Raw genomic sequence first — 21,244 nt, 5'->3', positions numbered from 1 at the left:
CCCGCACCAGCAACGCGGTATCACCGGGACAGACTTATAAAGGACATCCGGGGTCATGACGAAACCTGACGATCTGATCTGTGTCGGCGCCATTGCGGGCGCATTTGGCGTGCGCGGCGAAGTGCGCCTGAAAAGCTATACCGCCGATCCCGAAGCGATCGAAGATTATAACCCTCTGATCACCGAGGACGGCAGTCAGAGTTTCGAGGTCGGCATCCTGCACCAAATCAAGAACGGGCTGTCGGTGCGGCTGACCTCGGTCAGTACCAAGGAACAGGCCGATGCGCTGAAAGGGGTCAAGCTGTATGTCCCGCGCGACCGTTTGCCGTCGCTGCCCGACGACGAATTCTACCACACCGACCTGATCGGGTTGGAAGTGGTCGATACCGGCGGCACCAAGCTGGGAGAGATCAAATCGGTGCTCAACCACGGTGCGGGCGATCTGCTGGAAATCCACGGTCCGGGGCTGAAATCTTCGGTGCTTCTGCCTTTCACGCTGGAGGCGGTGCCAACCGTCGATCTGGACCGGGGCCGGGTCATTGCCGATCCGCCCGACGGGTTGTTCCCCGAATGACGAAGGTCATCGTCCATGCCGGGTTTCACAAAACCGGCACCACCAGCCTGCAGCAGCAGTTGATCCGGCTGCGCAAATCGCTGAAACCCTACATGACCTATTACGGCAAGAACGATTTCATTGCCGCCGGAACCCATGCCCGCAAATACGCGCAAAAACCGTTCTGGCATCGCCGGATCATGTTTCGCCGGGCCTTTCGCCGTTTTCTGGCCGGTATTCCCGACGACCCGGTGATTTTCATTTCGCGCGAAACGCTGGCCGGGACGATGCCGGGGCACCGTGATTGGCGCGGTCGGGTGATCCATGATTACGCGCATTCGGCGGTGCCGATCGGCCGCGAAATCATCCGTGAATTGCGCCGGCGGTTTGGTCCCGAGGTCGAAATCGAGTTTCTGCTGACCACGCGGGCAACGGACAGATGGCTGCGCTCGGTCTATGGGCATCTGTTGCGGTCGATCCATCTGACCGAAAGCTATGAGGATTTCCTCGCCCAGTTTCCCGGCCTGCCCAATCCCACCGCCGAAGCCCATCGCATTGCCAACGGATTGCGGCCCTGCAAAACTCATATTATCGCGCTGGAAGATTACGCAGGTCACCGCCATGGCCCTGCGGGGATGGTGCTTGACCTGATCTGCGTGCCCGAGGCGGTGCAGGATACATTGCCCGAAGCGAAACGGGAAAATGTCGGTCAGACCAAGGACCTCGAAGCGGAATTTCTGGCACTCAACCGGTCGGGAAAGTCCAAGACCGAGCTGCGCAAGGTCAAGGAAAAGATGATCGACAGCTATCGCCGTCAGCTTGATTGAGGGTTGTCGAAAGCCAACCGAACCCGCTAGGATCGCGCTATGACTGACACACCCAAATCCCATGGCCGCAAATCTATCAAACTGTCGGTGACACCCCGGCAGTTGATGACCCCGTCACCGACCCTTGCCGGTGTCTGGACCGCGCGCATCATCACGCTGTTCCCGCAGGCCTTCCCGGGCGTGCTGGGCGAAAGCCTGACCGGCAAGGCGCTGAAGGACGGCAAGTGGCAGTTGGAAACCACCGATCTGCGTGATTTCGGGATCGGCAAGCATCGCAATGTCGATGATACGCCCGCCGGTGGCGGCGCTGGCATGGTGCTGCGCGCCGATGTGCTGGGCAATGCGATCGACCACACGCTGCGGCGTGCGCGGGGTAATGGGCCGTTGATCTACCTGTCACCGCGCGGCCGACGCTTCGATCAGGCGATGGCGCGGGACTGGTCCGGGCGCGATGGCGTGACGCTGCTGTGCGGGCGCTTCGAAGGGGTCGATCAGCGGGTGCTGGACCATTACGGCATCGAAGAGGTGTCGTTGGGTGATTTCGTCCTGACCGGGGGCGAGATCGCGGCGCAGGCGATGATCGACGCCACGGTGCGGCTGCTGCCGTCGGTTCTGGGCAATGCCGAAAGCATCGAGGAGGAAAGCCATTCCAACGGATTGCTGGAACACCCGCAATACACCCGCCCCGCAGAATGGAACGGGCTGGAAATCCCCGATGTGCTGATGTCCGGCCATCACGGCAAGATCGAAGACTGGCGGCATGAGATGTCCGAGAAGCTGACCCAGCAACGCCGCCCCGACATGTGGGACGCCTATTGCAAGAAACATCCGGAAAAAGGCTGAAGCGCAGCGCTTTGCCCCGCGTTGCCTCAACAAAATATTGCAGCCCGCCCTTCGCTGGTGAATAGTTCGGACAGGTGACATTGACTACAGGAGATTGAGCAGTGGCTGGTAAATTCGAACTCTATACCGACAAGGCCGGGGAATTTCGGTTCCGTCTGAAGGCGGGCAATGGCGAAATCATTCTGGCCAGTGAAGGCTACAAGCAGCGCGCCAGCGCCGAGAATGGCATCGCTTCGGTCAAGAAAAACGCCCCCGAGGACGCGCGGTATGAACGCAAGGAAACCAAGGCGGGCAAGCATATGTTCAACCTCAAGGCCACCAATGGCCAGGTGATCGGCACCTCGGAAAGCTATGAAAGCACTTCGGGGCGCGACAACGGCATTGAATCGGTCAAGAAAAATGCGCCGGACGCGGATGTCAAAGACCTGACGGCCTGATCCAAGATACCGATCAAGGCCTTTCTGCCATTGCCGCAGAAAGGCCTTGATCCTGTTCCCTCCCACCCCTATACACCGCCCGTTCGGAGCCGGAATCGGCTGTCGGACATATTGGGTATGGAAGGGGTGCTTCTTCGGCATCAGCAACGACCACCCGATAGCGAACAAGAAGAACGACCTGAACTCTGGCGGGCGCTCAAGCGGACCCGGTCGAAGGCCAAGAGCTCTGAGGACGGCACATCACCTTTGCGGGACAACCGCAAGCAAAATAGGAGAGGATCAGATGGATCTGATCGCACAGCTGGAGGCGGAACAAGTCGCCGCCCTGGGGAAAACCATCCCCGATTTCAAAGCCGGTGATACCATCCGCGTCGGCTACAAAGTGACCGAAGGTACCCGCAGCCGGGTGCAGAACTACGAAGGCGTCTGCATCAGCCGTAAAAACGGTTCTGGCATTGCCGGGTCGTTCACCGTCCGCAAGATTTCGTTCGGCGAAGGCGTGGAGCGTTTGTTCCCGCTCTACTCGACCAACATCGAATCGATCGAGGTTGTCCGTCGTGGCCGCGTCCGTCGCGCCAAACTGTACTATCTGCGTGAGCGTCGCGGTAAATCCGCCCGTATCGCAGAAGTTGCCAACTACAAGCCCAAATCGGGCGCAGAAGCGTAAGGAGCGGAACGATGAAAGAAGGCATTCACCCCGAATATCACTTCATCGAAGTGAAGATGACCGACGGCACGATGTTGACCATGCGCTCGACCTGGGGCGCCGAGGGCGACACTCTGGCGCTGGATATCGATCCGACCGTTCACCCGGCATGGACCGGCGGCACTTCGCGCCTGCTGGACGCTGGTGGCCGCGTGTCGAAGTTCAAGAACAAATATGCAGGTCTGGGCTTCTAAGCTCTCTCCTGACCGACGAAAAGAAAGCCCCGCCATTGGCGGGGCTTTTTGTTTGTGCGGGGTGGTCATTTGACGGTGTCGCCGGATCTGATCAGGCGGCCTTGCCTTCCGGTTTGAAATCCACCTCTTCAGACGCGCTGTCGTCAGATCCGTCTTCGAGGTTCAGATCGAACCGAGCAGGCGGCAGTTCCGACGACGTTTCATAATCATCGCCAATGTCGTTGCTGTCGATATTGTCGATGCGGGTGATCGCGACATTCACTTGTTCCAGACCCTCCGCCTGACTGGCGGCGCCTGTGGCGATATCGACCATCAGCTCGTTCAGGTCGGATACCGATGTCACGATGCGCGACAGGGCCTGACCGGTCTCGCCGACGAGATCGACCCCTTGGGCCACTTGCTGCGACGATGTGGCGACAAGGCTGCGGATTTCCTTGGCAGCATCCGCCGACCGCTGTGCCAGCTTTCTGACTTCGCTGGCCACGACCGCGAAGCCACGACCGGCGTCGCCTGCCCGCGCGGATTCGACCGCCGCGTTCAATGCCAGCAAATCGGTTTGCCGTGCGATATCGTCGATGACGCCCACGATATTGACGACCTTCGAGGACGATTCCTCGATCGCCTCCATGGCGGTCCGGGTGCGGTTCACCACTTCGCTGTTCTTTTCTGCATCGTCCTTGGCGGTGGCAACCAGACCCCGCGCATTGGCAGCGCTTTCCGCAGCAGCACTGGCCGCGACCGATACCTGTTCGACCGCGACGGCCGCGCGCTGACCTTCCCGGCGGGTACGGTCGGCGGCGGCGATGGCCAGCTCCCGTGCCTGTTCGGCCTCTTGCTGGGCTGCCTTCGCAGCGGCGGCGCTTTGGGCAGCGGTTTCGCGGGTTTCTTCGATTTCCCGCCGCGCTTTTTGGCTCAGGATCATCGACCAAAGCAGCACGGAGGCTTCGAGCACGACGATGGCAGCATGGAACAGGACCCGTTCGATGGTAGCGAGCAATGCCGATTCAGGGAACACCAGCGCCGGCAGGAATACCCCAAGCAGCAAGTGATGCGCGGCCGTAACAACGACGGCCAGCAGCAGGGCCTTGATATCGGACATGGTGGCGACGATGGCCAACACCGCGAAGAAGGTCATATGGGTGTCGATCTGCCAGGCATGTCCGGCAAAGGCCGCTGTAAAGGCGATACATTGCCCAATTAGCGCAACCGCCAGAATCGAGGGTTGTGATTTGGCATCCACCTTTGGAACGATCAACGCCATCAGGCCGAATATGACAGCGGTCGTCAGCACCGTTGAAAGGGGACCGCCAATTATGATCGCGGCAAGTGGTGGAAAGGGCATCATGCCTATAGCGACTGCGCGGGCCACTTTGGTCGAGCGGATCACGTCGGAGGAGATATCTTTTTTGGTCATAACATTTACCCTGTGCCACAAAAAAAACTAAGGGCGCCCGGGTCCAGAAGGAACCATGCACCGGCTGACTTGAAGGCATCCTGCGAAGCCCCGGTTGCAAGCACCGACATCGGCGCGTTCACCGGGCTGACAACCCAGCCGCCTGCTTCGGCGACGACGGCTTGCGGCCCACCTTTCCAAGGCGGGGCGATGACAAGCACCGGATCGCCGCTTTGGCCGGACGGGCTCATAGCAAAGGCCGCAAACTCCGTGCCGAAGCTTGCGAACAGGCCGATAGCCAGCAAAGGAAAAGGATGCACTTTTACCATGGAATCGAATATAGCAGAAAAACAGAGCCGTTTTTCGACACGCTACGAATGCGTATTGCCCGACATGCAATAGTATACTTGCATTTTGCAGTCATGTTTTGCCATTTTTAGCCGTGCCGCTGGAAACACTCTTCAGCCGTGTTTTTCCTGGCAATTCCGCAATCGTCGCCATGTCAGGCGCACAAGCGGAAGTCTGAACTAGCGCAAAATCCCCGGATCCGAGTCCATATCCACCCCCGGAAACACCGTCTGTTCCAGTACGGACCGCTGGATTCCGTACAGTCCACGCATCGCCCAAGCGGCATAGGCGCGTACATCACGCGTCGGCATCAGGTCGCGGCGGTTATAGAGATCCGCTTCGCTCAGCCCCGGCCAGTCGCCATAGACCCTGCCGCCGCGCACCGCTCCCCCGGCCAGCAACATCGCCCCACCGGTGCCATGATCGGTTCCCCTGGTGCCGTTTTCCCGCACCGTGCGGCCAAATTCGGTCATCGCCAGAACCGTGGTTTTTTTCCAGTGTGGCCCGAGTTCCGCCTTTAGTGTCAGGATCGCTTGCGAGAGTTGGCCCAGTGCGCGCGGCAGCGCCCGTTGCTGTCCGTCATGGGTATCCCATCCGCCGATGGAAAACGCCGCGATCCTTGTGTCGGCCTTCAGCCGCTTGGCGGTGAATTCGGCGATCAGATCTATCCCCTTCGCCTTGCCCTTTGGGGGCTGGGTCATCGTGGCCATGCCAGACATTTCGCCGCCTGCCATCATGGTGTTTTCTTCCATCATCTGCATCGATCCCGACAGCATCTGTGCCTCGGCAAAGGCATCGCGGAACAGCGGATCATCATGCATGACCAGTTCGGCCAGCCGCACCGCTTGCGGGCTCAGCCCGAGACTGATGTCGGGCGACCAGTTCGCCACCGGCGCCGCACCCGTCAGCAGCAACATGTTGTCATGTCCTATCGAATAGGCGGTTTCCGCCTCGATCCCCGGCACGCTTTGCAGCAGCCGGTTCAGCCAACCATCGCGCCCAGCCGCTGAACCCAGAGTGGCGGTGCCTGCTTCGAGCAGGTCCTGACCGTCGAAATGGCTGCGCTTGTCGCGGTAAGGGGTGGACACCGCGTGAACGAAGCCCAGATCATTGGCCTGCCACAGCGGATAGAGCGGTGCCAGCGCGGGATGCAGGGCGAAAAATCCATCCAGATCCAGTGCTCCGGCGGCCGGCCCTGCGGACAGGGTCCGGCGCAACCCGGGAAAGGACGGATCGCCATAGGGCTGCACCACGTCCAGCCCATCCATCGCCCCGCGCAGGATGATGACCACCAGCCGCTGATCCCAGGGGGCTGCGGCCAGGCTGATCGGTGTCAGTAGCGGGCTGGCCGCCGCCGAGCAGCCAAGGATCGCGGATCGGGTCAGAAAGGCGCGGCGCGACAGCGATACGGTCATGGGCTGGCTCCTATTTCCGTTGAAAGGCGGGCGAGGCAAGTATCAAGGCGACCCCGACCCGTCGGTTTTCCGCCGCCTTGGCCGCGAAACGAACCGGTTCGGGTGCCCAGCGGCCCAGGGCATCGGTGACAAAGTGGCGTGGATCGGGCAGCGGATTGCGCATCTTGGCGGGGGCAGACATCGCCCAGTCGATCCGCGCGGACAATCCCTGTGGCGTCAGCCAGGCGTCATCCTCTTCGGCCCAACCATCGGGGCCCAGCGGGGCCTGCCACGGCTGTCCCATCAGTTGCAGCGGTTTCAGGAACAAGCGGATCACATGTTTTTCATGCTGGTCGCCATCTTCGATCGCGCTGAAAACCTGCGGGTCGATCGCCAGAGCGCGCATCGTGGAGGCGATGAATTCATCCGGCAGCTTGATATTGCTCGGCTCTGGCTGCCAAGCGGCGGGATGGGTCAGCAAGGCGTCGTAAACCTGAGTCAGATCGCCGCCGGTGTCGCGGTAGCGCTGTTCCAGAACCCGCACCAGTTCGGGATCTGGCGTGTCGGACACGAAATGGACTGCCAGCTTGCTTGCGATATGGTGAGCTGTCGCCGGATGCGCCGCGAGATCCTCCAGCACGGCGCGAATATCGTCCAGCCCCGGCTGATCGCCGCCATAGGTTTTACCCAACACGGTTTCGGACCCCGGTTCGGCGAAATCCTTGCGAAACTTGGTGCCGTCCTGCGCCGAATAGGTCAGCCCGGTCAGCAATTCGGCCAACTGCCGCACATCGCCCTGACTGTAGGGCGCGCCAACCCCCAATGTGTGCAGTTCCAGCAATTCGCGCGCCAGGTTTTCGTTCAACCCCGCCTTGATGCCGCGCTTTTGCGCCCTGCGGCTGTCGGGGCCCATGGAATTTTCCTGATCGAGATAATGCAGCATCAGCGGACTGGTGGTGGTGGCGTATAGTAAATCTGCGAAACGCCCGCTCAGATGCGGTCTGATCGCCTCTTCGATATAGGGTGTGGTGCCGCGTTTCAGCAGCCCTGCCTTGCCCTGCGCGGTGAAATGATCGGCCCAGAAGGCCGCCAGCCGTTCGCGGAACCCGTCGCGGGTCCAGCTGCGCCGCAGCATGGTTTGCACCAGCCAGTGCCGGTGTTGCTGCCGCGCGTCTTTCTTGACCAGCTTCAGTTGTTTTTGCAGCGCCTTGCCCGCTTCGGTGCCGCGAAGTTCCCTGAATTCCTTGCGGATGCTCTGTGCCCGATGCATCCGGTCGCGGAATTGCGAAAACGGTTCGACCTGGAAGCGCACGGCGATTTCGTCAGGCTCTTGCAGCCGGGTCAGTATATCCGCCACCGAATCCGGTGCCGCCAATCGCGGCGACAATCCGTAGCCAAACCGTTTTTCTGCCAGAATGGGATCGAATGTCACGGGTATCCTCCGCCAGCTATCGTTCGAAGATAGTGCAAGTGCCGGGCCATTCCATCCTTTTTACCGTGACCGGCGACATGGCCGGCATCTCTTTGCCAGAAGCCGTCAGAGCGACCTTTGAAATCCAGCGCAGGTTGCGCCCTGTCGCCGTCGTTGGAAAAATTATTTGCGCCATTTTGTTTGGGAACTGCATCATAATTCCTGTTTCCCCGGCAAGTCGGCAAGCCATGGTTTCAATAGAAACAGACCTATTTTTGAGGTCCACCGTTTGCTACCGACCGATGATGCGCTAATTAGGACCGAAGCGGAGTTATTCAGAGAGGGGGGCAGGCCGTGCCGATCGAATTCCATACAGACCAAGACACGGACTTCTTCGTCATCGAAATGAATGGCCGGATTACTGATGCCGAAATGATGGAACGTTACAGCAGCTTCTACCAATCCGAACGCTGGAAGCCCGGACAGAATGCGCTGACGGATGCAAGCAACGCCGATTTTTCTGAACTAACACCGGAGGGATTGCGGGAGTTTTCGAGATATCTTGACGCCCTTTTCAGGGAACACGGGGTGTCAGGAAAAAAATCTGCGCTCTACTGCCCGGGGGATCTACAATTTGGTGTGGCGCGTATGTATTCGGTTTTTGCGGACCGATCGCCGCAAACGGCCAAGGTTTTCCGCGACTATGACGAGGCCGTGGCGTGGCTTCGGAACCCTCTTTTAACAGACTGAGGTTTCACAATCAGGGCGGTCCAGCGGATCGAGCCAAAGTGATGGACGCACCCGGAGGGACCAATAAAAAACCGGCGGTCAATCACCGCCGGTTCCATTGCCTGACCCGGTTCGGGTTACTCTTGGGGAATAACTCGCAGGCCCAATTCCATCAACTGGTCCGAGGTCGGATCGCTGGGCGCGTTCATCATCAGGTCTTCGGCGCGCTGGTTCATCGGGAACATGACGACTTCGCGGATATTCGCCTCGTCCGCCAGCAGCATCACGATGCGGTCGACGCCAGCGGCACAACCACCGTGCGGCGGGGCGCCGTATTTGAACGCGTTGACCATGCCGCCGAAGCGTTTCATCACCTCGTCCTTGCCGTAACCGGCCAGTTCGAACGCCTTGAACATGATTTCCGGCTTGTGGTTCCGGATCGCGCCGGACACCAGTTCATAGCCGTTACAGGCCAGGTCGTACTGGTACCCTTTCACGTGTAGCGGATCGCCCAGCAGCGCGTCCAGGCCACCCTGTGGCATCGAGAACGGATTGTGGTCGAAATCCAGACCGCCGTTTTCTTCGTCCAGCTGGAAGATCGGGAAATCGACGATCCAGGCAAAGGCAAAACGGTCCTTGTCGATCAGGCCCAGTTCTTCACCGATCACGTTGCGGGCGCGGCCCGCGACAGGTTCGAACGCTTTTGGTTTGCCGCCGAGGAAGAAGGCCGCATCGCCAATGCCAAGGCCCAGCTGCTGGCGGATCGCCTCGGTGCGTTCCGGGCCGATATTCTTGGCCAACGGACCTGCCGCTTCCATGCCGCCTTCGACTTCGCCGGATTTCAGCTTGGCTTGTGCCTCTTTCACTGGAATACCCAGTTCTTGCGCCACGGAATCAGCTGTTTTTTCGCGCCAGAAGATGTACCCCATCCCCGGCAAACCTTCCTGTTGGGCAAACTTGTTCATCCGGTCGCAGAATTTGCGGCTGCCGCCGGTGGGGGCGGGAATGGCGCGGATTTCGGTGCCGTCCTGTTCCAAAAGCTTGGCGAAGATGGCAAAGCCTGAGCCGGCGAAATGTTCGGACACGACCTGCATCTTGATCGGGTTACGCAGGTCGGGTTTGTCGGTGCCGTACCACAGCGCCGCATCGGCATGGGAAATCTGCGGCCAGTCGGTATCGACTTTGCGGCCACCGCCGAATTCTTCGAACACGCCCCGCAACACCGGCTCGATCGTGTCGAACACGTCCTGCTGGCTGACGAAGGACATTTCCATGTCGAGCTGATAGAAATCGGTGGGCGAGCGGTCGGCGCGCGGGTCTTCGTCGCGGAAACACGGCGCGATCTGGAAATACTTGTCGAAACCGGCGACCATCATCAGCTGCTTGAACTGCTGCGGCGCCTGCGGCAGCGCATAGAATTTGCCCGGGTGCAGACGCGACGGCACCAGGAAGTCGCGCGCACCTTCGGGGCTGGATGCGGTGATGATCGGGGTCTGATATTCGCGGAAACCCTGATCCCACATCCGTTTGCGCATCGACATCACCACGTCAGAACGCAGTTTCATGTTTGTCTGCATCATTTCGCGGCGCAGGTCGAGGAAGCGGTATTTCAGGCGGGTTTCTTCGGGATATTCCTGATCGCCGAACACCATCAGCGGCAACTCGTCAGCCGCGCCCAGCACTTCGAGATCGCGGACATAGACTTCGATTTCGCCGGTGGGCAGCTTTTCGTTGATCAGCGACTCGTCGCGCGCCAGCACATTGCCGTCGATACGAATGCACCATTCAGAGCGGACATTTTCAAGCGCGGCAAAGACCGGGCTGTCTCCGTCGGCAATCACCTGGGTGATGCCGTAGTGATCGCGCAGGTCGATGAACAATACGCCGCCATGATCGCGGACCCGATGGACCCAGCCCGACAGGCGGACGGTTTCACCGACATTGGTTTTTTTCAGTTCGGCGCAGGTATGGCTGCGGAAAGCGTGCATGGTTCGACCTTTCATCAGGCGTCGTCAGCGCGCCGTCGCGCGCGGAATTCATCCGGGCCGATACACCTTTTTGCGCCCCGGATGTCAAGCGTAAGGCCCAAAAGACAGGCCAAATCGACGTTTGACCCTCGCCGGACCGATTACAGTCCGCAGGATTGCCCCGCGATGGTGCGTGGCGCTATACTAAGATCGGCTCTTGCACTGGTTTTGACCGACTTGTGTTGTCGCAGGCAACAGATGTTTGCCGATGCCCCTTGCGCCCTGCCCGCCGTTGTCTATAACCCGCAACAATTTGCGCGGGGTGAGTCTCACCCCTGTCCGCTGCTGCCCGCAAAATAAAAAGAGGTCCGCCATGCCCAAAAGAACCGATATCTCCTCGATCATGATCATCGGGGCGGGGCCCATCGTCATCGGCCAGGCCTGCGAATTCGACTATTCCGGCGCCCAGGCCTGCAAGGCCCTGCGTGAAGAAGGTTACCGGGTGATTCTGGTCAACTCGAACCCGGCGACGATCATGACCGATCCCGGGCTGGCCGACGCCACCTATATCGAACCGATCACGCCGGAAGTTGTCGCCAAGATCATTGAGAAAGAGCGCCCCGACGCATTGCTGCCCACGATGGGCGGTCAGACCGGTCTGAACACCTCGCTGGCACTGGCCGACATGGGCGTGCTGGAAAAATTCGGCGTCGAACTGATCGGCGCCAACCGCGACGCCATCGAAATGGCCGAAGACCGCAAGCTGTTCCGCGAAGCGATGGACCGGATCGGGCTGGAAAATCCCAAGGCGACCATCGTCACCGCGCCGGTCAAGGACAATGGCAACGCCGATCTGGAAGCGGGCGTGCAAATCGCGCTGGACGAACTGGAAGGCATCGGCCTGCCCGCGATCATTCGCCCCGCCTTTACCTTGGGCGGCACCGGCGGTGGCGTGGCCTATAACCGTGAGGATTACATCCATTATTGCCGCACCGGCATGGATGCCTCGCCGGTGAACCAGATTCTCGTCGATGAAAGCCTGCTGGGCTGGAAAGAATTCGAGATGGAGGTCGTGCGCGACAAGGCCGACAATGCCATCATCGTCTGTGCCATCGAAAACGTCGATCCGATGGGCGTGCATACTGGCGACAGCATCACGGTCGCCCCGGCGCTGACGCTGACCGACAAGGAATACCAGATCATGCGCAACGGTTCGATTGCCGTGCTGCGCGAAATCGGGGTCGAAACCGGCGGGTCGAACGTGCAATGGGCGATCAACCCCGAAGACGGCCGCATGGTGGTGATCGAAATGAACCCGCGGGTCAGCCGATCTTCTGCGCTGGCGTCGAAAGCGACCGGGTTCCCGATTGCGAAAATCGCCGCGAAACTGGCAATCGGCTACACGCTTGACGAGCTGGACAATGACATCACCAAGGTGACGCCGGCCAGTTTCGAGCCGACCATTGATTATGTCGTCACAAAGATCCCGAAATTCGCCTTTGAAAAATTCCCCGGTTCTGAGCCGCACCTGACCACCGCGATGAAATCGGTGGGCGAGGCGATGGCGATTGGCCGTACCATCCATGAATCGCTGCAAAAGGCGCTGGCTTCGATGGAATCGGGCCTGACCGGCTTTGACGAGGTGGAAATCGAAGGCGCGCCGGACAAGGCTGCTGTGATCAAGGCGATCAGCAAACAAACCCCCGACCGGATGCGCACCATCGCCCAGGCGATGCGCCACGGTCTGACAGATGCTGAAATCCACGCCGTTACCATGTTCGATCCGTGGTTCCTGGCCCGTATCCGCGAAATCGTCGAGGCCGAGGAAGCCGTCAAAAAGGACGGGCTGCCGGTCACCGAGAACGGGTTGCGCCGGTTGAAGATGCTGGGCTTTACCGATGCCCGGCTTGCCATCCTGACCGGACGGACCGAAGCCAATGTTCGCCGCGCCCGGCAAAATCTGGGCGTCACCGCCGTGTTCAAGCGGATCGACACCTGTGCTGCCGAATTCGAAGCGCAGACGCCATACATGTATTCGACCTACGAAGCCTCTGCGATGGGCGAAGTCGAATGCGAGGCGCGGCCCAGTGACCGCAAAAAGGTGGTTATTCTGGGCGGCGGTCCGAACCGGATCGGGCAGGGGATCGAATTCGATTACTGCTGCTGTCACGCCTGTTTCGCGCTGACCGACGCGGGCTATGAAACCATCATGATCAACTGCAACCCGGAAACCGTGTCGACCGACTACGACACCTCGGACCGGCTGTATTTCGAACCGCTGACGTTCGAACACGTGATGGAAATCCTGCGCGTGGAACAGCAGAACGGCACCCTGCACGGCGTCATCGTGCAGTTCGGAGGCCAGACCCCGCTGAAACTGGCCAATGCGCTGTATGAAGAGGGCATCCCGATCCTCGGCACCACGCCCGACGCGATCGATCTTGCCGAAGACCGTGAACGGTTCCAGCAGTTGGTGGACAAGCTGGAGCTGAAACAGCCCAAGAACGGTATCGCCTCGACCGACGCGCAGGCGCTGGCCATCGCCGAAGAAATCGGCTTCCCTCTAGTGATCCGCCCGTCTTACGTGCTGGGTGGCCGTGCGATGGAAATCGTCCGCGACATGGCGCAACTGGAACGCTACATCGCCGAAGCGGTGGTGGTGTCGGGCGACAGCCCGGTCCTGCTCGACAGCTACCTCAGCGGCGCCATCGAATGCGACGTCGATGCCCTGTCAGACGGCAAGACCGTTCATGTTGCGGGCATCATGCAGCATATCGAAGAAGCGGGCGTACACTCGGGTGACAGCGCCTGTTCGCTGCCGCCCTATTCGCTGCCGCAAGAGATCATTGAGGGTATCAAGCGTCAGACCGAGGCGCTGGCACTGTCGCTTGGCGTGGTCGGATTGATGAATGTGCAATTCGCGGTCAAGGACGGCGATATCTATCTGATCGAGGTCAACCCGCGCGCGTCGCGTACTGTGCCGTTCGTTGCCAAGGCCACCGACAGCGCCATCGCGTCGATCGCCGCGCGGCTGATGGCGGGCGAACCGATGGAAAACTTCCCGTTCCGCGGCGAGTACCCCAAGGATGCCAAGCCCGGCACCCTGCCGATGGCCGACCCGATGACGCTGGCCGATCCGAACATGCCGTGGTTCAGCGTGAAAGAGGCGGTGCTGCCCTTCGCCCGCTTCCCCGGCGTCGACACCATTCTGGGGCCGGAAATGCGCTCTACTGGCGAAGTCATGGGCTGGGACACGTCCTTTGCGCTGGCTTTCCTCAAGGCGCAGTTGGGCGCGGGCACCGATCTGCCGTCCGGGGGGCGGGTGTTCATTTCGATCAAGGATGCCGACAAGACCACGCTGATGGTCGAAGCCGCCAAGATATTGACCGATCAGGGCTTCACCATTGTCGCCACCCGCGGCACGGCGGCTTGGCTGGCTGAAAACGGGATCGAATGTGAAACCGTCAACAAGGTCTATGAAGGTCGTCCGAACATCGTGGATCAGTTGAAGGACGGCCAGATTGCGCTGGTTCTGAACACCACCGAAGGCACTCAGGCGGTCGAAGACAGCCGCGAAATCCGCTCGGTCGCGCTGTATGACAAGATCCCCTATTACACCACCGCTGCCGGAGCGCAGGCCGCTGCACAGGCAATACAGGCGCGTACCGAAGGTGATTTCGGGGTGATGAGCCTGCAAGGCTGATCCTGAATGCCGCTGCCCGTCTGAATATTACGGGTGGCGGTTTCTGGTCAGAATTCGATTCGTATCCGCCAGTTCAGATCGCTACGGCGCGAGCGTTGGATTTGGTGCGGACTTTTTACCTGTATTAAATTACAGGTATATCGGCGATACCTATAGGTATTTGCAGGCTGCTTGGCGCTCTGCGTTAAGATTCCCCCAAGACAGCGCCCCTACCGATACCCTATACTTTAGAGGTAAGGAAAGCGTCGGAAACACTATCATCCCCAGATTAGTCTCCGAAGGCTCCGGCCAGTTCGTAGTGACAGGTTGAAGACCATTTCATAAGGCATTTTAGACTGTCAGAGGCTCCCCGAAAGGGGGGCCTCTTATTTTTCGTCAGCCTTCAGCACTGTTGGTCCAGGGTGGATTTACCGGCGGAATCACCACCTCGACATGGTCGACCCCGACACCGTCCATCTGCACCATGAAATAATCTGAATTGGGATCTTTCGGCCGTTGCGGATCGGGAAGCATACCGGCGCTCATCGCCAGGGCGGCAATTTCAGCGCGATTGCTGCAATTGGTTTTGACCATCAGACTGTGCATCCGCTGCCGCAGCGCGGAAACCGAAATATTCAGATCGGCAGCGATCTGTTTGTCCTGCAAACCGCGTCCGATCAGTTCCAGCAATTCGCGTTGTTTGTCGCTGATCTGGTTGCGGTCGAAAAATTCGGCAGCGAAATGCGCCACATAGCGTTGATGCGCAATCAGCGCGGCGACGTTCAACACCCAGCCATGCGCCTTAACGATGAACAGCATGTCCCGTTTGGAATGATCACCGGAAAAAGTAATCATCCCGGCCTGTGGCGGCGCATTCACCCGCAGTGGCACCGAAAACCCAGCCCGCATCCCGCGCCGCGCCGCTTCGCGCAGCACTTCGACACGACGTTCGGGCAGGTGCAGATATTCGTCGGCAAATTCCAATCCGACCAGAACCGGTGTCAGGTGGCGCACCGCATGGCTGCGGAAGGTGGACCATTTGGCGTTCTCGGGATCTTTGTTTTCCTGACCCAGCCAACGGGAATCGTAGGACGTGCGCACAAACAGGATGCGCTGCAATTCGGAAAAATTGCTGGCGGTAATGAAATCGACAAAGGGCAGGTCCAGTTCCCGGCCCAGCCCCACCAGCAAATTCCAGACTTCGACAGAATGGCGGGTGGTTTCTATGTCACGCAGAAAATCATGCAGAAGCTGTGGCGTATATTGTTCCGCCGCCAGCAGATCGCGCTTCTTTGGCCCGTCCGGAGCCGGCATGACTTACCCGCTTTCTTCTTCCAAGTGCAATTTCATGTCGATCAGCACCTGTTGCAACGCCAAGGTTTCCCGCAGCAGCCGTTTGGCTTCGTTCACGCTGATCACACCGTCTTCTATCGACTGATTATATTCCCCCATCAGCATAGCAAAGCGCTGGCTCAGCGCAATAACATCGGAATTCACCCCGCCCTTGTCGTTGTTTTCACGTCTCTGGTTATAAGACAGAGTGACCCCGCGCAGATCAGCCAACGCGCTGGTCACATGTGGATAGGAGGCTGCTTCTTCCAGCGCGGCAACGGCGTCAACGGGCATGAATCGGTCGGCATGATCGTTGTGATCGGAATAATAGCGACCCAGCGTGGCCTTGGATTTTCCGGTCAGTTTGCAGGCGGCTTCGATGCCGACATCCTTGACCAGAGCTTCGGTGTGTTTTTTCAAATAACTTGCGACAACTGACATCGTTAATCCCGAATTTTCCGGACCAGTGCCGGGGAATTGATTGTTCTTATTCCCATTACTGGCTTGTGCCTGAGTTGTCATTTATTAATGCGTCCCGCCTCGGTTGGGACACTGCGCGTGACGATCCTTTGCTCTTGGACCGAAACCACAATGAGGGGTTCGATCCGTTCAGGGGCAGGGCGTGTGCCCGCAGGTGTAACGAGTACCCCGGCGCGTCATCCCCTACATGTGCGCAACGGGAGGGCGGGTTCATCGTGGAATTTACGCGGTGAACCTGCCAGTCTGCCTCTTGCCTTGCGGTCGTGACCGACGGTAAATGCCGACCATGGCCAAGCTCTATTTTCACTATTCGACCATGAATGCCGGCAAATCGACTGTATTGTTGCAGGCGTCTTACAACTACCGCGAACGCGGCATGGATACCTATGTTCTGACCGCGCAATTCGACAATCGCGCCGGGCATGGCAAGGTTGCGTCGCGGATCGGGATCAGCAGCAATGCCGACACGTTCGCGCCCGGAGATGATCTGTTTGCCAAGTTGGAAAGCCGGGTGCAGGATGGATCGGTCGCTTGCATTTTTGTCGACGAAGCCCAATTTCTGGAAAAAGAACAGGTCTGGCAATTGGCAAGGGTAGTGGACGATCTGGGCGTGCCGGTCATGTGCTATGGGCTACGTGTCGATTTTCGGGGCGAACTGTTTCCCGGTTCAGCCGCGTTGCTGGCGCTGGCGGACGAAATGCGCGAAGTCCGCACCATTTGCCATTGCGGCAAGAAGGCGACGATGGTGGTGCGAATGGGCCCGGATGGTCAGGCGCTGAAAGAAGGCGCACAGGTACAGATTGGCGGTAATGAAACCTATGTTTCGCTCTGCCGTCGCCATTGGCGCGACGCGGTCGCTGACCAGTAGGCGCGCCCGCGATTGCCTCACGGACGCGACCGCCTGTTTTCAAGCCCGTTCCAGCAGGACCGATCCGACAGAATACCCGGCACCGAAAGAACAGATCATCCCCAGATCGCCCTTGACCATGTCTGCGGAATTCTGGGCAAAGGCGATGATCGACCCGGCCGATGACGTGTTAGCATATTCCTGCAGGATATTGGGTTGTTCGTCCCGGTCCGGGTCGCGGCCCAGCACCTTGCGGCCAATGAAATCATTCATCGCCTTATTGGCCTGATGCAGCCACATCCGGCGCAGATCTTCGGGTTTGTGGCCGGCGTCGGCCAGATGTTGCAGCATATGGGCCGACACCATCGGCACCACTTCCTTAAACACCTTACGGCCATTTTGCATGAACTGCATGTCGCGGCGATCCTTCATCCCGTCGGGACGATTGCGGCGCAAGAAGCCGTTATTGTTGCGGATATTGTTTGAAAACTCAGTCGCGCAGCGTGTCGAATGCACGATCCAGTGATCGCCTTTGGCGTCTTCGGCCCGTTCCAGGACGGTTGCTGTGGCCACGTCGCCGAAAATGAAATGGCAATCGCGGTCGCGCCATTCCAGATGGCCCGAGGTGATTTCCGGGTCCACCACGATGGCACAGCGCACCGATCCCGCCCGGATCATGTCGGCAGCGGCCTGAATGCCGAACGTGGCCGAGGAGCAGGCCACATTCATGTCGAAACCAAAACCCTTGGCTCCGAGTTCTTTCTGAATTTCGATCGCCACCGCGGGATAGGCCCGTTCCATGTTGGATGCGGCACAGATCACCAGATCGACCTCATCCCCGCGACGTCCGGCCTGTTCCAGGGCGGTCTTGCAAGCCTTGATGGCGATCTCGGTCATGATACCGGGTTCGTCGTCGCTGCGCTGGCGCAGATGGGGATACATCCGGGCCGGGTCCAGAATGCCTGCTTTGTCCATTACATGGCGCCGTTCGATCCCGGAGGCTTTGAATATGAATTCTGGCGACGAATGCTCTTTCGCCGCCATCTCTCCGGCCGCGATGGCGTCGGCATGTTCTGCGTTATACAGATCAACATAGGCGTTGAACGCCTCGACCAGTTCTTCGTTGGTGATGGTTTCCGGCGGGGTAAACACCCCGGTTCCGGTGATCGCTGGCGTATACATCTGATCCCCCAAGAAACGTGTCCCCCAGATCACCCCAGAGATGGGTCTGGGTCAACCCTTGCCCCTGGGGAAGTTGATCGATTCAAACCGCGTTCGGCGGTGTTTCCCCATCAAAGAACGCCTTCAGGTTATCCAACGCCATCAGTCCCATCGCGGTCCGAACGTCCAGCGCCGCAGTGCCGAGATGTGGCAGCAGTGTGACATTGTCGAGCCGGGTCAGCGCCTGCGGCACCTCGGGTTCGAATTCGTAAACATCCAGTCCCGCCCCGCCGATGCGCCCGGCCTGCAAGGCGTCGACCAGCGCCGCCTCGTCGACAACATCGCCGCGCGCGATATTGATGAAATGGGCGTGGTCCTGCATCGCGTCGAAAACCGCGGTCCCGATCATGTGATGGGTTTCGGCGCCGCCGGGAACCGCGACGACAATGAAATCAGACTGTTCGGCCAATTCGATCAGGCTGACCTGACGGGCTGGAAGGCCGACTTCTTTGCGCGACCTGTTGGAGTAAAGCACCTGCATCCCGAAGCCGAAATGGCAGCGCTGCGCGATTGCCTGCCCAATCCGGCCCATGCCGATAATGCCCACCGTTTTTCCGCTGACCTGCTGACCCAGCATCTGGGTCGGGTGCCAGCCGGTCCAGTTGCCCGACCGTACCAGTCTTTCGCCTTCTGCGGCGCGCCGGGCGCTCATCAGCAGCAGTGTCATCGCAATATCGGCGGTCGCATCGGTGACTGCGCCCGGTGTATTGCTGACCGTCACCCCGTGATCGCGCGCCGCCGCGACGTCGATATGATTATAGCCAACCCCGAAATTCGCCAGAATCTTGCAACGCGGTCGACCGAATTCGGCAAAGATATCGGCCGAAAACCGGTCCCCCAGCGTTGGCATCATGCCGTCATAAAGCGCCAGCGCCGAGCGCATTTCCGACCCGGTCATCGGGATGTTGCTGTCGCGGATTTCGACATCGAACAGGGCTTCGGCACGCGCCATCACGGCGGGCGGCATCGGGCGGGCGATCAACACCCGGGGTGTTTTGCGTGTCAATGCATTCTCCCGCCCAGGGGGACTTCCTGATCCGGGGCGACCAGAACGATGCCGCCCTCGGGGTCCGACACGCCGAGAACCAGAACCTCGGACATGAACTTGCCAATCTGGCGCGGCGGGAAATTGACCACCGCCATCACCATTTTGCCAGTCAGGCTTTCGGGAGTGTAATGCGCAGTGACCTGAGCCGAGGTCTTCTTCTCGCCGATTTCGTCTCCGAAATCGATCCACATCTTGATCGCGGGTGTCCGCGCCTCGGGGTAGGGTTCGGCCCGGACCACGCGTCCGGCGCGAATATCCACTTTCATGAAATCGTCAAAACTGATTTCAGCCATTGGCCAGCTCCTTCGAACGGTCGGTGGCTGCCTTGACCGCGCGTTTCAGCAGCGCCGGGAAGCCGTTCGTTTCATCCATCAATACCTCTAGTGCTGCCTGCGTTGTGCCGTTGGGGCTGGTCACATTGATCCGCAGCTGCGCCGGATCTTCTTCTGCCTCTTCGGCCAGCGCCCCGGCACCTGCCACCGTCGCCTTGGCCAGTTGCATCGCCAGTTCGGCGGAAAGACCCTGAGCCTGCCCCGCAGCGGCCAGCGTTTCGATCAGGTGGAACACATAGGCCGGGCCGGACCCGGACAGACCGGTGACCGCATCCATCTGGTCTTCGCTTTCCAGCCGCACAACCTGACCCACGGCGGTCAGCAACGTCTCGGCCAGATTCAGCGCAGCACCGCTCACATGGGCGTTGCCGATGATCGCGGTGATGCCCCGGCCAATGGCGGCAGGGGTGTTGGGCATCGCCCGCACGATCGGGGTTTGGGAGCCAAGAACCTGTTCGAATTGCGCGATCGGGGTGCCTGCGGCGACCGAAATGAACACGGTTTTGCCATTGCCCATCGCCGCCAGCGTGGGCAGCGCATCACCCATCATCTGTGGCTTGACCGCGATCAAGACCACGGCGGGAGTTTTCGGCAAATCCGCGTTGATATGAACGCCGGTCGATTGCAGCCAGTCAGATGGTTTAGGGTCGATCACCCAGACCGATTTGGCTGGTAATCCCTGCTTCAGCCAACCGGCCAGCATCGCCGATCCCATCTTGCCGCAGCCCAGCAAAACCAAGCCATTGCTGGCGACATGATCCATATCCATGAAATCCCCCTTGCCTTACTTTCCGGTTTGGGGGGCAGTGTTACGCGCGGCCGTAAGCCTCTGCAATGGCGACCTGCATTGCGTTTTCGGTTGAGCGGTTTCCCCACACCACCAGTTGCAGCGCCGGGTAATAGCGTTCTGAGCTCAGCACGGCGGCATTGATCATGGTGTCGATCTGTTCGGCGCAGGCTTCCTGCCCGCCCGCCAGTACCAGACCATAGCGATACACCATCAGGTTCTGTTCCGCCCAGAAGGTGAAAGACCCTGCCCAGCATTGATCATTGACCGCGTTCAGGGTTTCATAAAGTGACGGAATCCGGTCCTTGGGTGGTTCCATTTCAAAGGTGCAGATCAACCGCAGCGTTTCATCATGTGCCGACCATGCCAGAGTCAGGGTGTAGTTGCGCCACTGACCTTCGACGACCATGGCGATCTGATCTTCACCGATCCGGTCGAAATCCCATTGGTGATGTTCGGCGATATATTCGACGATATCTATCGGGTGCAGATCTTCATGCAAAAACTGCTCGGACAATGCCATGACGCCACCTCATTTTGCTTGGCACTAGGGCGAATTCGCGCCCCAAGCGCTTGTTGCCTGCTCTAATGGTCGGGGACGTGTCCCCCCGTCCTACAAGATATGGTGGGCTTCAAAGATTCCCCTGTAAAGCTAAATTTTGGGGATAACCGCAATAAGTTGTGGATGAATGGCATGTTCGCGCTGAATATTG

22 protein-coding genes are annotated in these 21,244 nt (G+C 59.5%); 10 read left to right on the top strand and 12 right to left on the bottom strand.

Annotation, left to right across the window (positions count from 1 at the left end; all coding sequences use genetic code 11):
• Positions 1-55 precede the first annotated feature (55 nt).
• The 6 genes from rimM (at position 56) to rpmE (ending at position 3,560) form a co-directional block, all read left to right on the top strand.
• Positions 56-574, top strand: coding sequence for a ribosome maturation factor RimM (rimM, locus tag VOI23_RS01105; protein WP_323780256.1), 519 nt, complete (start codon positions 56-58; stop codon positions 572-574).
• On the top strand, positions 571-1,380 hold the full coding sequence (locus tag VOI23_RS01100) for a hypothetical protein (protein ID WP_323780253.1): 810 nt from the start codon (positions 571-573) through the stop codon (positions 1,378-1,380). Before rimM ends, VOI23_RS01100 begins: the two co-directional genes overlap by 4 nt.
• Before the next feature lie 39 nt (positions 1,381-1,419).
• Positions 1,420-2,223, top strand: a complete 804-nt coding sequence (gene trmD / locus VOI23_RS01095) for a tRNA (guanosine(37)-N1)-methyltransferase TrmD (protein WP_323780249.1) — start codon at positions 1,420-1,422, stop codon at positions 2,221-2,223.
• A 101-nt stretch (positions 2,224-2,324) separates the two neighbouring features.
• Positions 2,325-2,660, top strand: coding sequence for a YegP family protein (locus tag VOI23_RS01090; protein ID WP_323780247.1), 336 nt, complete (start codon positions 2,325-2,327; stop codon positions 2,658-2,660).
• A gap of 283 nt (positions 2,661-2,943) precedes the next feature.
• Complete coding sequence (rplS, locus tag VOI23_RS01085) at positions 2,944-3,327, top strand: 50S ribosomal protein L19 (RefSeq protein WP_323780244.1); 384 nt, start codon at positions 2,944-2,946, stop codon at positions 3,325-3,327.
• Positions 3,328-3,338: 11 nt separating this feature from the next.
• Positions 3,339-3,560, top strand: a complete 222-nt coding sequence (gene rpmE / locus VOI23_RS01080) for a 50S ribosomal protein L31 (RefSeq protein ID WP_212701638.1) — start codon at positions 3,339-3,341, stop codon at positions 3,558-3,560.
• A gap of 91 nt (positions 3,561-3,651) precedes the next feature.
• Here rpmE and VOI23_RS01075 read toward each other — a convergent pair whose 3' ends face one another.
• The 4 genes from VOI23_RS01075 to VOI23_RS01060 form a co-directional block, all read right to left on the bottom strand.
• The gene (locus tag VOI23_RS01075; RefSeq protein WP_323780239.1) at positions 3,652-4,974 is read right to left on the bottom strand and encodes a methyl-accepting chemotaxis protein; all 1,323 of its coding nucleotides are present in this window, start codon (positions 4,972-4,974) and stop codon (positions 3,652-3,654) included.
• Positions 4,975-4,979: 5 nt separating this feature from the next.
• Positions 4,980-5,204 (bottom strand): hypothetical protein, encoded by a 225-nt coding sequence (locus VOI23_RS01070; protein WP_323780237.1) that lies wholly within the window; start codon positions 5,202-5,204, stop codon positions 4,980-4,982.
• Between the two features lie 276 nt (positions 5,205-5,480).
• Entirely contained in the window at positions 5,481-6,716 is a 1,236-nt protein-coding gene (locus VOI23_RS01065) for a DUF1501 domain-containing protein (RefSeq protein ID WP_323780235.1), read from the bottom strand.
• Between the two features lie 10 nt (positions 6,717-6,726).
• Entirely contained in the window at positions 6,727-8,127 is a 1,401-nt protein-coding gene (locus tag VOI23_RS01060) for a DUF1800 domain-containing protein (protein WP_323780232.1), read from the bottom strand.
• Here VOI23_RS01060 and VOI23_RS01055 point away from each other — a divergent pair.
• Positions 8,121-8,420 (top strand): hypothetical protein, encoded by a 300-nt coding sequence (locus VOI23_RS01055; protein WP_323780229.1) that lies wholly within the window; start codon positions 8,121-8,123, stop codon positions 8,418-8,420. The genes VOI23_RS01060 and VOI23_RS01055 overlap by 7 nt on opposite strands.
• A gap of 40 nt (positions 8,421-8,460) precedes the next feature.
• A complete protein-coding gene (locus VOI23_RS01050; protein WP_323780225.1) occupies positions 8,461-8,856 on the top strand; it encodes a hypothetical protein in 396 nt (131 codons plus the stop codon).
• Positions 8,857-8,972: 116 nt separating this feature from the next.
• On the opposite strand, the gene aspS is transcribed toward VOI23_RS01050, so the two are convergent.
• Positions 8,973-10,823: an aspartate--tRNA ligase gene (gene aspS, locus VOI23_RS01045; protein ID WP_323780222.1), complete on the bottom strand. Its 1,851-nt coding sequence runs from the start codon at positions 10,821-10,823 to the stop codon at positions 8,973-8,975.
• Between the two features lie 352 nt (positions 10,824-11,175).
• On the opposite strand from aspS, the gene carB reads away from it, so the two are divergent.
• Entirely contained in the window at positions 11,176-14,505 is a 3,330-nt protein-coding gene (carB, locus tag VOI23_RS01040) for a carbamoyl-phosphate synthase large subunit (RefSeq protein ID WP_323780219.1), read from the top strand.
• A gap of 375 nt (positions 14,506-14,880) precedes the next feature.
• On the opposite strand, the gene VOI23_RS01035 is transcribed toward carB, so the two are convergent.
• The gene (locus tag VOI23_RS01035) at positions 14,881-15,798 is read right to left on the bottom strand and encodes a helix-turn-helix transcriptional regulator (RefSeq protein WP_323780216.1); all 918 of its coding nucleotides are present in this window, start codon (positions 15,796-15,798) and stop codon (positions 14,881-14,883) included.
• Positions 15,799-15,801: 3 nt separating this feature from the next.
• Positions 15,802-16,257: a hypothetical protein gene (locus tag VOI23_RS01030; RefSeq protein WP_323780213.1), complete on the bottom strand. Its 456-nt coding sequence runs from the start codon at positions 16,255-16,257 to the stop codon at positions 15,802-15,804.
• Between the two features lie 325 nt (positions 16,258-16,582).
• Between VOI23_RS01030 and VOI23_RS01025 the strand changes: the two genes are divergently transcribed.
• A complete protein-coding gene (locus VOI23_RS01025) occupies positions 16,583-17,164 on the top strand; it encodes a thymidine kinase (protein ID WP_323780210.1) in 582 nt (193 codons plus the stop codon).
• A 39-nt stretch (positions 17,165-17,203) separates the two neighbouring features.
• On the opposite strand, the gene VOI23_RS01020 is transcribed toward VOI23_RS01025, so the two are convergent.
• The 5 genes from VOI23_RS01020 to VOI23_RS01000 all read right to left on the bottom strand — a co-directional run bounded on the left by VOI23_RS01020 (position 17,204) and on the right by VOI23_RS01000 (position 21,054).
• The gene (locus VOI23_RS01020) at positions 17,204-18,325 is read right to left on the bottom strand and encodes a beta-ketoacyl-ACP synthase III (protein WP_323780207.1); all 1,122 of its coding nucleotides are present in this window, start codon (positions 18,323-18,325) and stop codon (positions 17,204-17,206) included.
• A gap of 82 nt (positions 18,326-18,407) precedes the next feature.
• Positions 18,408-19,370, bottom strand: coding sequence for a D-glycerate dehydrogenase (locus tag VOI23_RS01015; RefSeq protein ID WP_323780204.1), 963 nt, complete (start codon positions 19,368-19,370; stop codon positions 18,408-18,410).
• Positions 19,367-19,705, bottom strand: coding sequence for a tRNA-binding protein (locus VOI23_RS01010; protein ID WP_323780201.1), 339 nt, complete (start codon positions 19,703-19,705; stop codon positions 19,367-19,369). The genes VOI23_RS01015 and VOI23_RS01010 overlap by 4 nt, the downstream gene beginning before the upstream one ends.
• Entirely contained in the window at positions 19,698-20,513 is an 816-nt protein-coding gene (proC, locus tag VOI23_RS01005) for a pyrroline-5-carboxylate reductase (RefSeq protein WP_323780198.1), read from the bottom strand. Before proC ends, VOI23_RS01010 begins: the two co-directional genes overlap by 8 nt.
• 40 nt (positions 20,514-20,553) lie before the next feature.
• Positions 20,554-21,054: a YbjN domain-containing protein gene (locus tag VOI23_RS01000; protein ID WP_323780196.1), complete on the bottom strand. Its 501-nt coding sequence runs from the start codon at positions 21,052-21,054 to the stop codon at positions 20,554-20,556.
• Positions 21,055-21,244 lie beyond the last annotated feature (190 nt).

Source organism: Thalassovita sp. (genome assembly GCF_034670005.1).
Taxonomy (GTDB): Bacteria; Pseudomonadota; Alphaproteobacteria; order Rhodobacterales; family Rhodobacteraceae; genus Thalassobius.
Note: the sequence above shows the minus strand (reverse complement) of the source record. Positions and strands in the feature narration are given on the sequence as shown.

What these genes read in the sequence shown, in the direction of transcription:
- rimM (WP_323780256.1), top strand. Translation starts at nt 56, where the DNA reads ATGACGAAACCTGACGATCTGATCTGTGTCGGCGCCATTGCGGGCGCA.
- VOI23_RS01100 (WP_323780253.1), top strand. Translation starts at nt 571, where the DNA reads ATGACGAAGGTCATCGTCCATGCCGGGTTTCACAAAACCGGCACCACC.
- trmD (WP_323780249.1), top strand. Translation starts at nt 1,420, where the DNA reads ATGACTGACACACCCAAATCCCATGGCCGCAAATCTATCAAACTGTCG.
- rplS (WP_323780244.1), top strand. Translation starts at nt 2,944, where the DNA reads ATGGATCTGATCGCACAGCTGGAGGCGGAACAAGTCGCCGCCCTGGGG.
- rpmE (WP_212701638.1), top strand. Translation starts at nt 3,339, where the DNA reads ATGAAAGAAGGCATTCACCCCGAATATCACTTCATCGAAGTGAAGATG.
- VOI23_RS01075 (WP_323780239.1), bottom strand. Translation starts at nt 4,974, where the DNA reads ATGACCAAAAAAGATATCTCCTCCGACGTGATCCGCTCGACCAAAGTG.
- VOI23_RS01070 (WP_323780237.1), bottom strand. Translation starts at nt 5,204, where the DNA reads ATGAGCCCGTCCGGCCAAAGCGGCGATCCGGTGCTTGTCATCGCCCCG.
- VOI23_RS01065 (WP_323780235.1), bottom strand. Translation starts at nt 6,716, where the DNA reads ATGACCGTATCGCTGTCGCGCCGCGCCTTTCTGACCCGATCCGCGATC.
- VOI23_RS01055 (WP_323780229.1), top strand. Translation starts at nt 8,121, where the DNA reads ATGTCACGGGTATCCTCCGCCAGCTATCGTTCGAAGATAGTGCAAGTG.
- aspS (WP_323780222.1), bottom strand. Translation starts at nt 10,823, where the DNA reads ATGCACGCTTTCCGCAGCCATACCTGCGCCGAACTGAAAAAAACCAAT.
- carB (WP_323780219.1), top strand. Translation starts at nt 11,176, where the DNA reads ATGCCCAAAAGAACCGATATCTCCTCGATCATGATCATCGGGGCGGGG.
- VOI23_RS01035 (WP_323780216.1), bottom strand. Translation starts at nt 15,798, where the DNA reads ATGCCGGCTCCGGACGGGCCAAAGAAGCGCGATCTGCTGGCGGCGGAA.
- VOI23_RS01030 (WP_323780213.1), bottom strand. Translation starts at nt 16,257, where the DNA reads ATGTCAGTTGTCGCAAGTTATTTGAAAAAACACACCGAAGCTCTGGTC.
- VOI23_RS01025 (WP_323780210.1), top strand. Translation starts at nt 16,583, where the DNA reads ATGGCCAAGCTCTATTTTCACTATTCGACCATGAATGCCGGCAAATCG.
- VOI23_RS01020 (WP_323780207.1), bottom strand. Translation starts at nt 18,325, where the DNA reads ATGTATACGCCAGCGATCACCGGAACCGGGGTGTTTACCCCGCCGGAA.
- VOI23_RS01010 (WP_323780201.1), bottom strand. Translation starts at nt 19,705, where the DNA reads ATGGCTGAAATCAGTTTTGACGATTTCATGAAAGTGGATATTCGCGCC.
- proC (WP_323780198.1), bottom strand. Translation starts at nt 20,513, where the DNA reads ATGGATATGGATCATGTCGCCAGCAATGGCTTGGTTTTGCTGGGCTGC.
- VOI23_RS01000 (WP_323780196.1), bottom strand. Translation starts at nt 21,054, where the DNA reads ATGGCATTGTCCGAGCAGTTTTTGCATGAAGATCTGCACCCGATAGAT.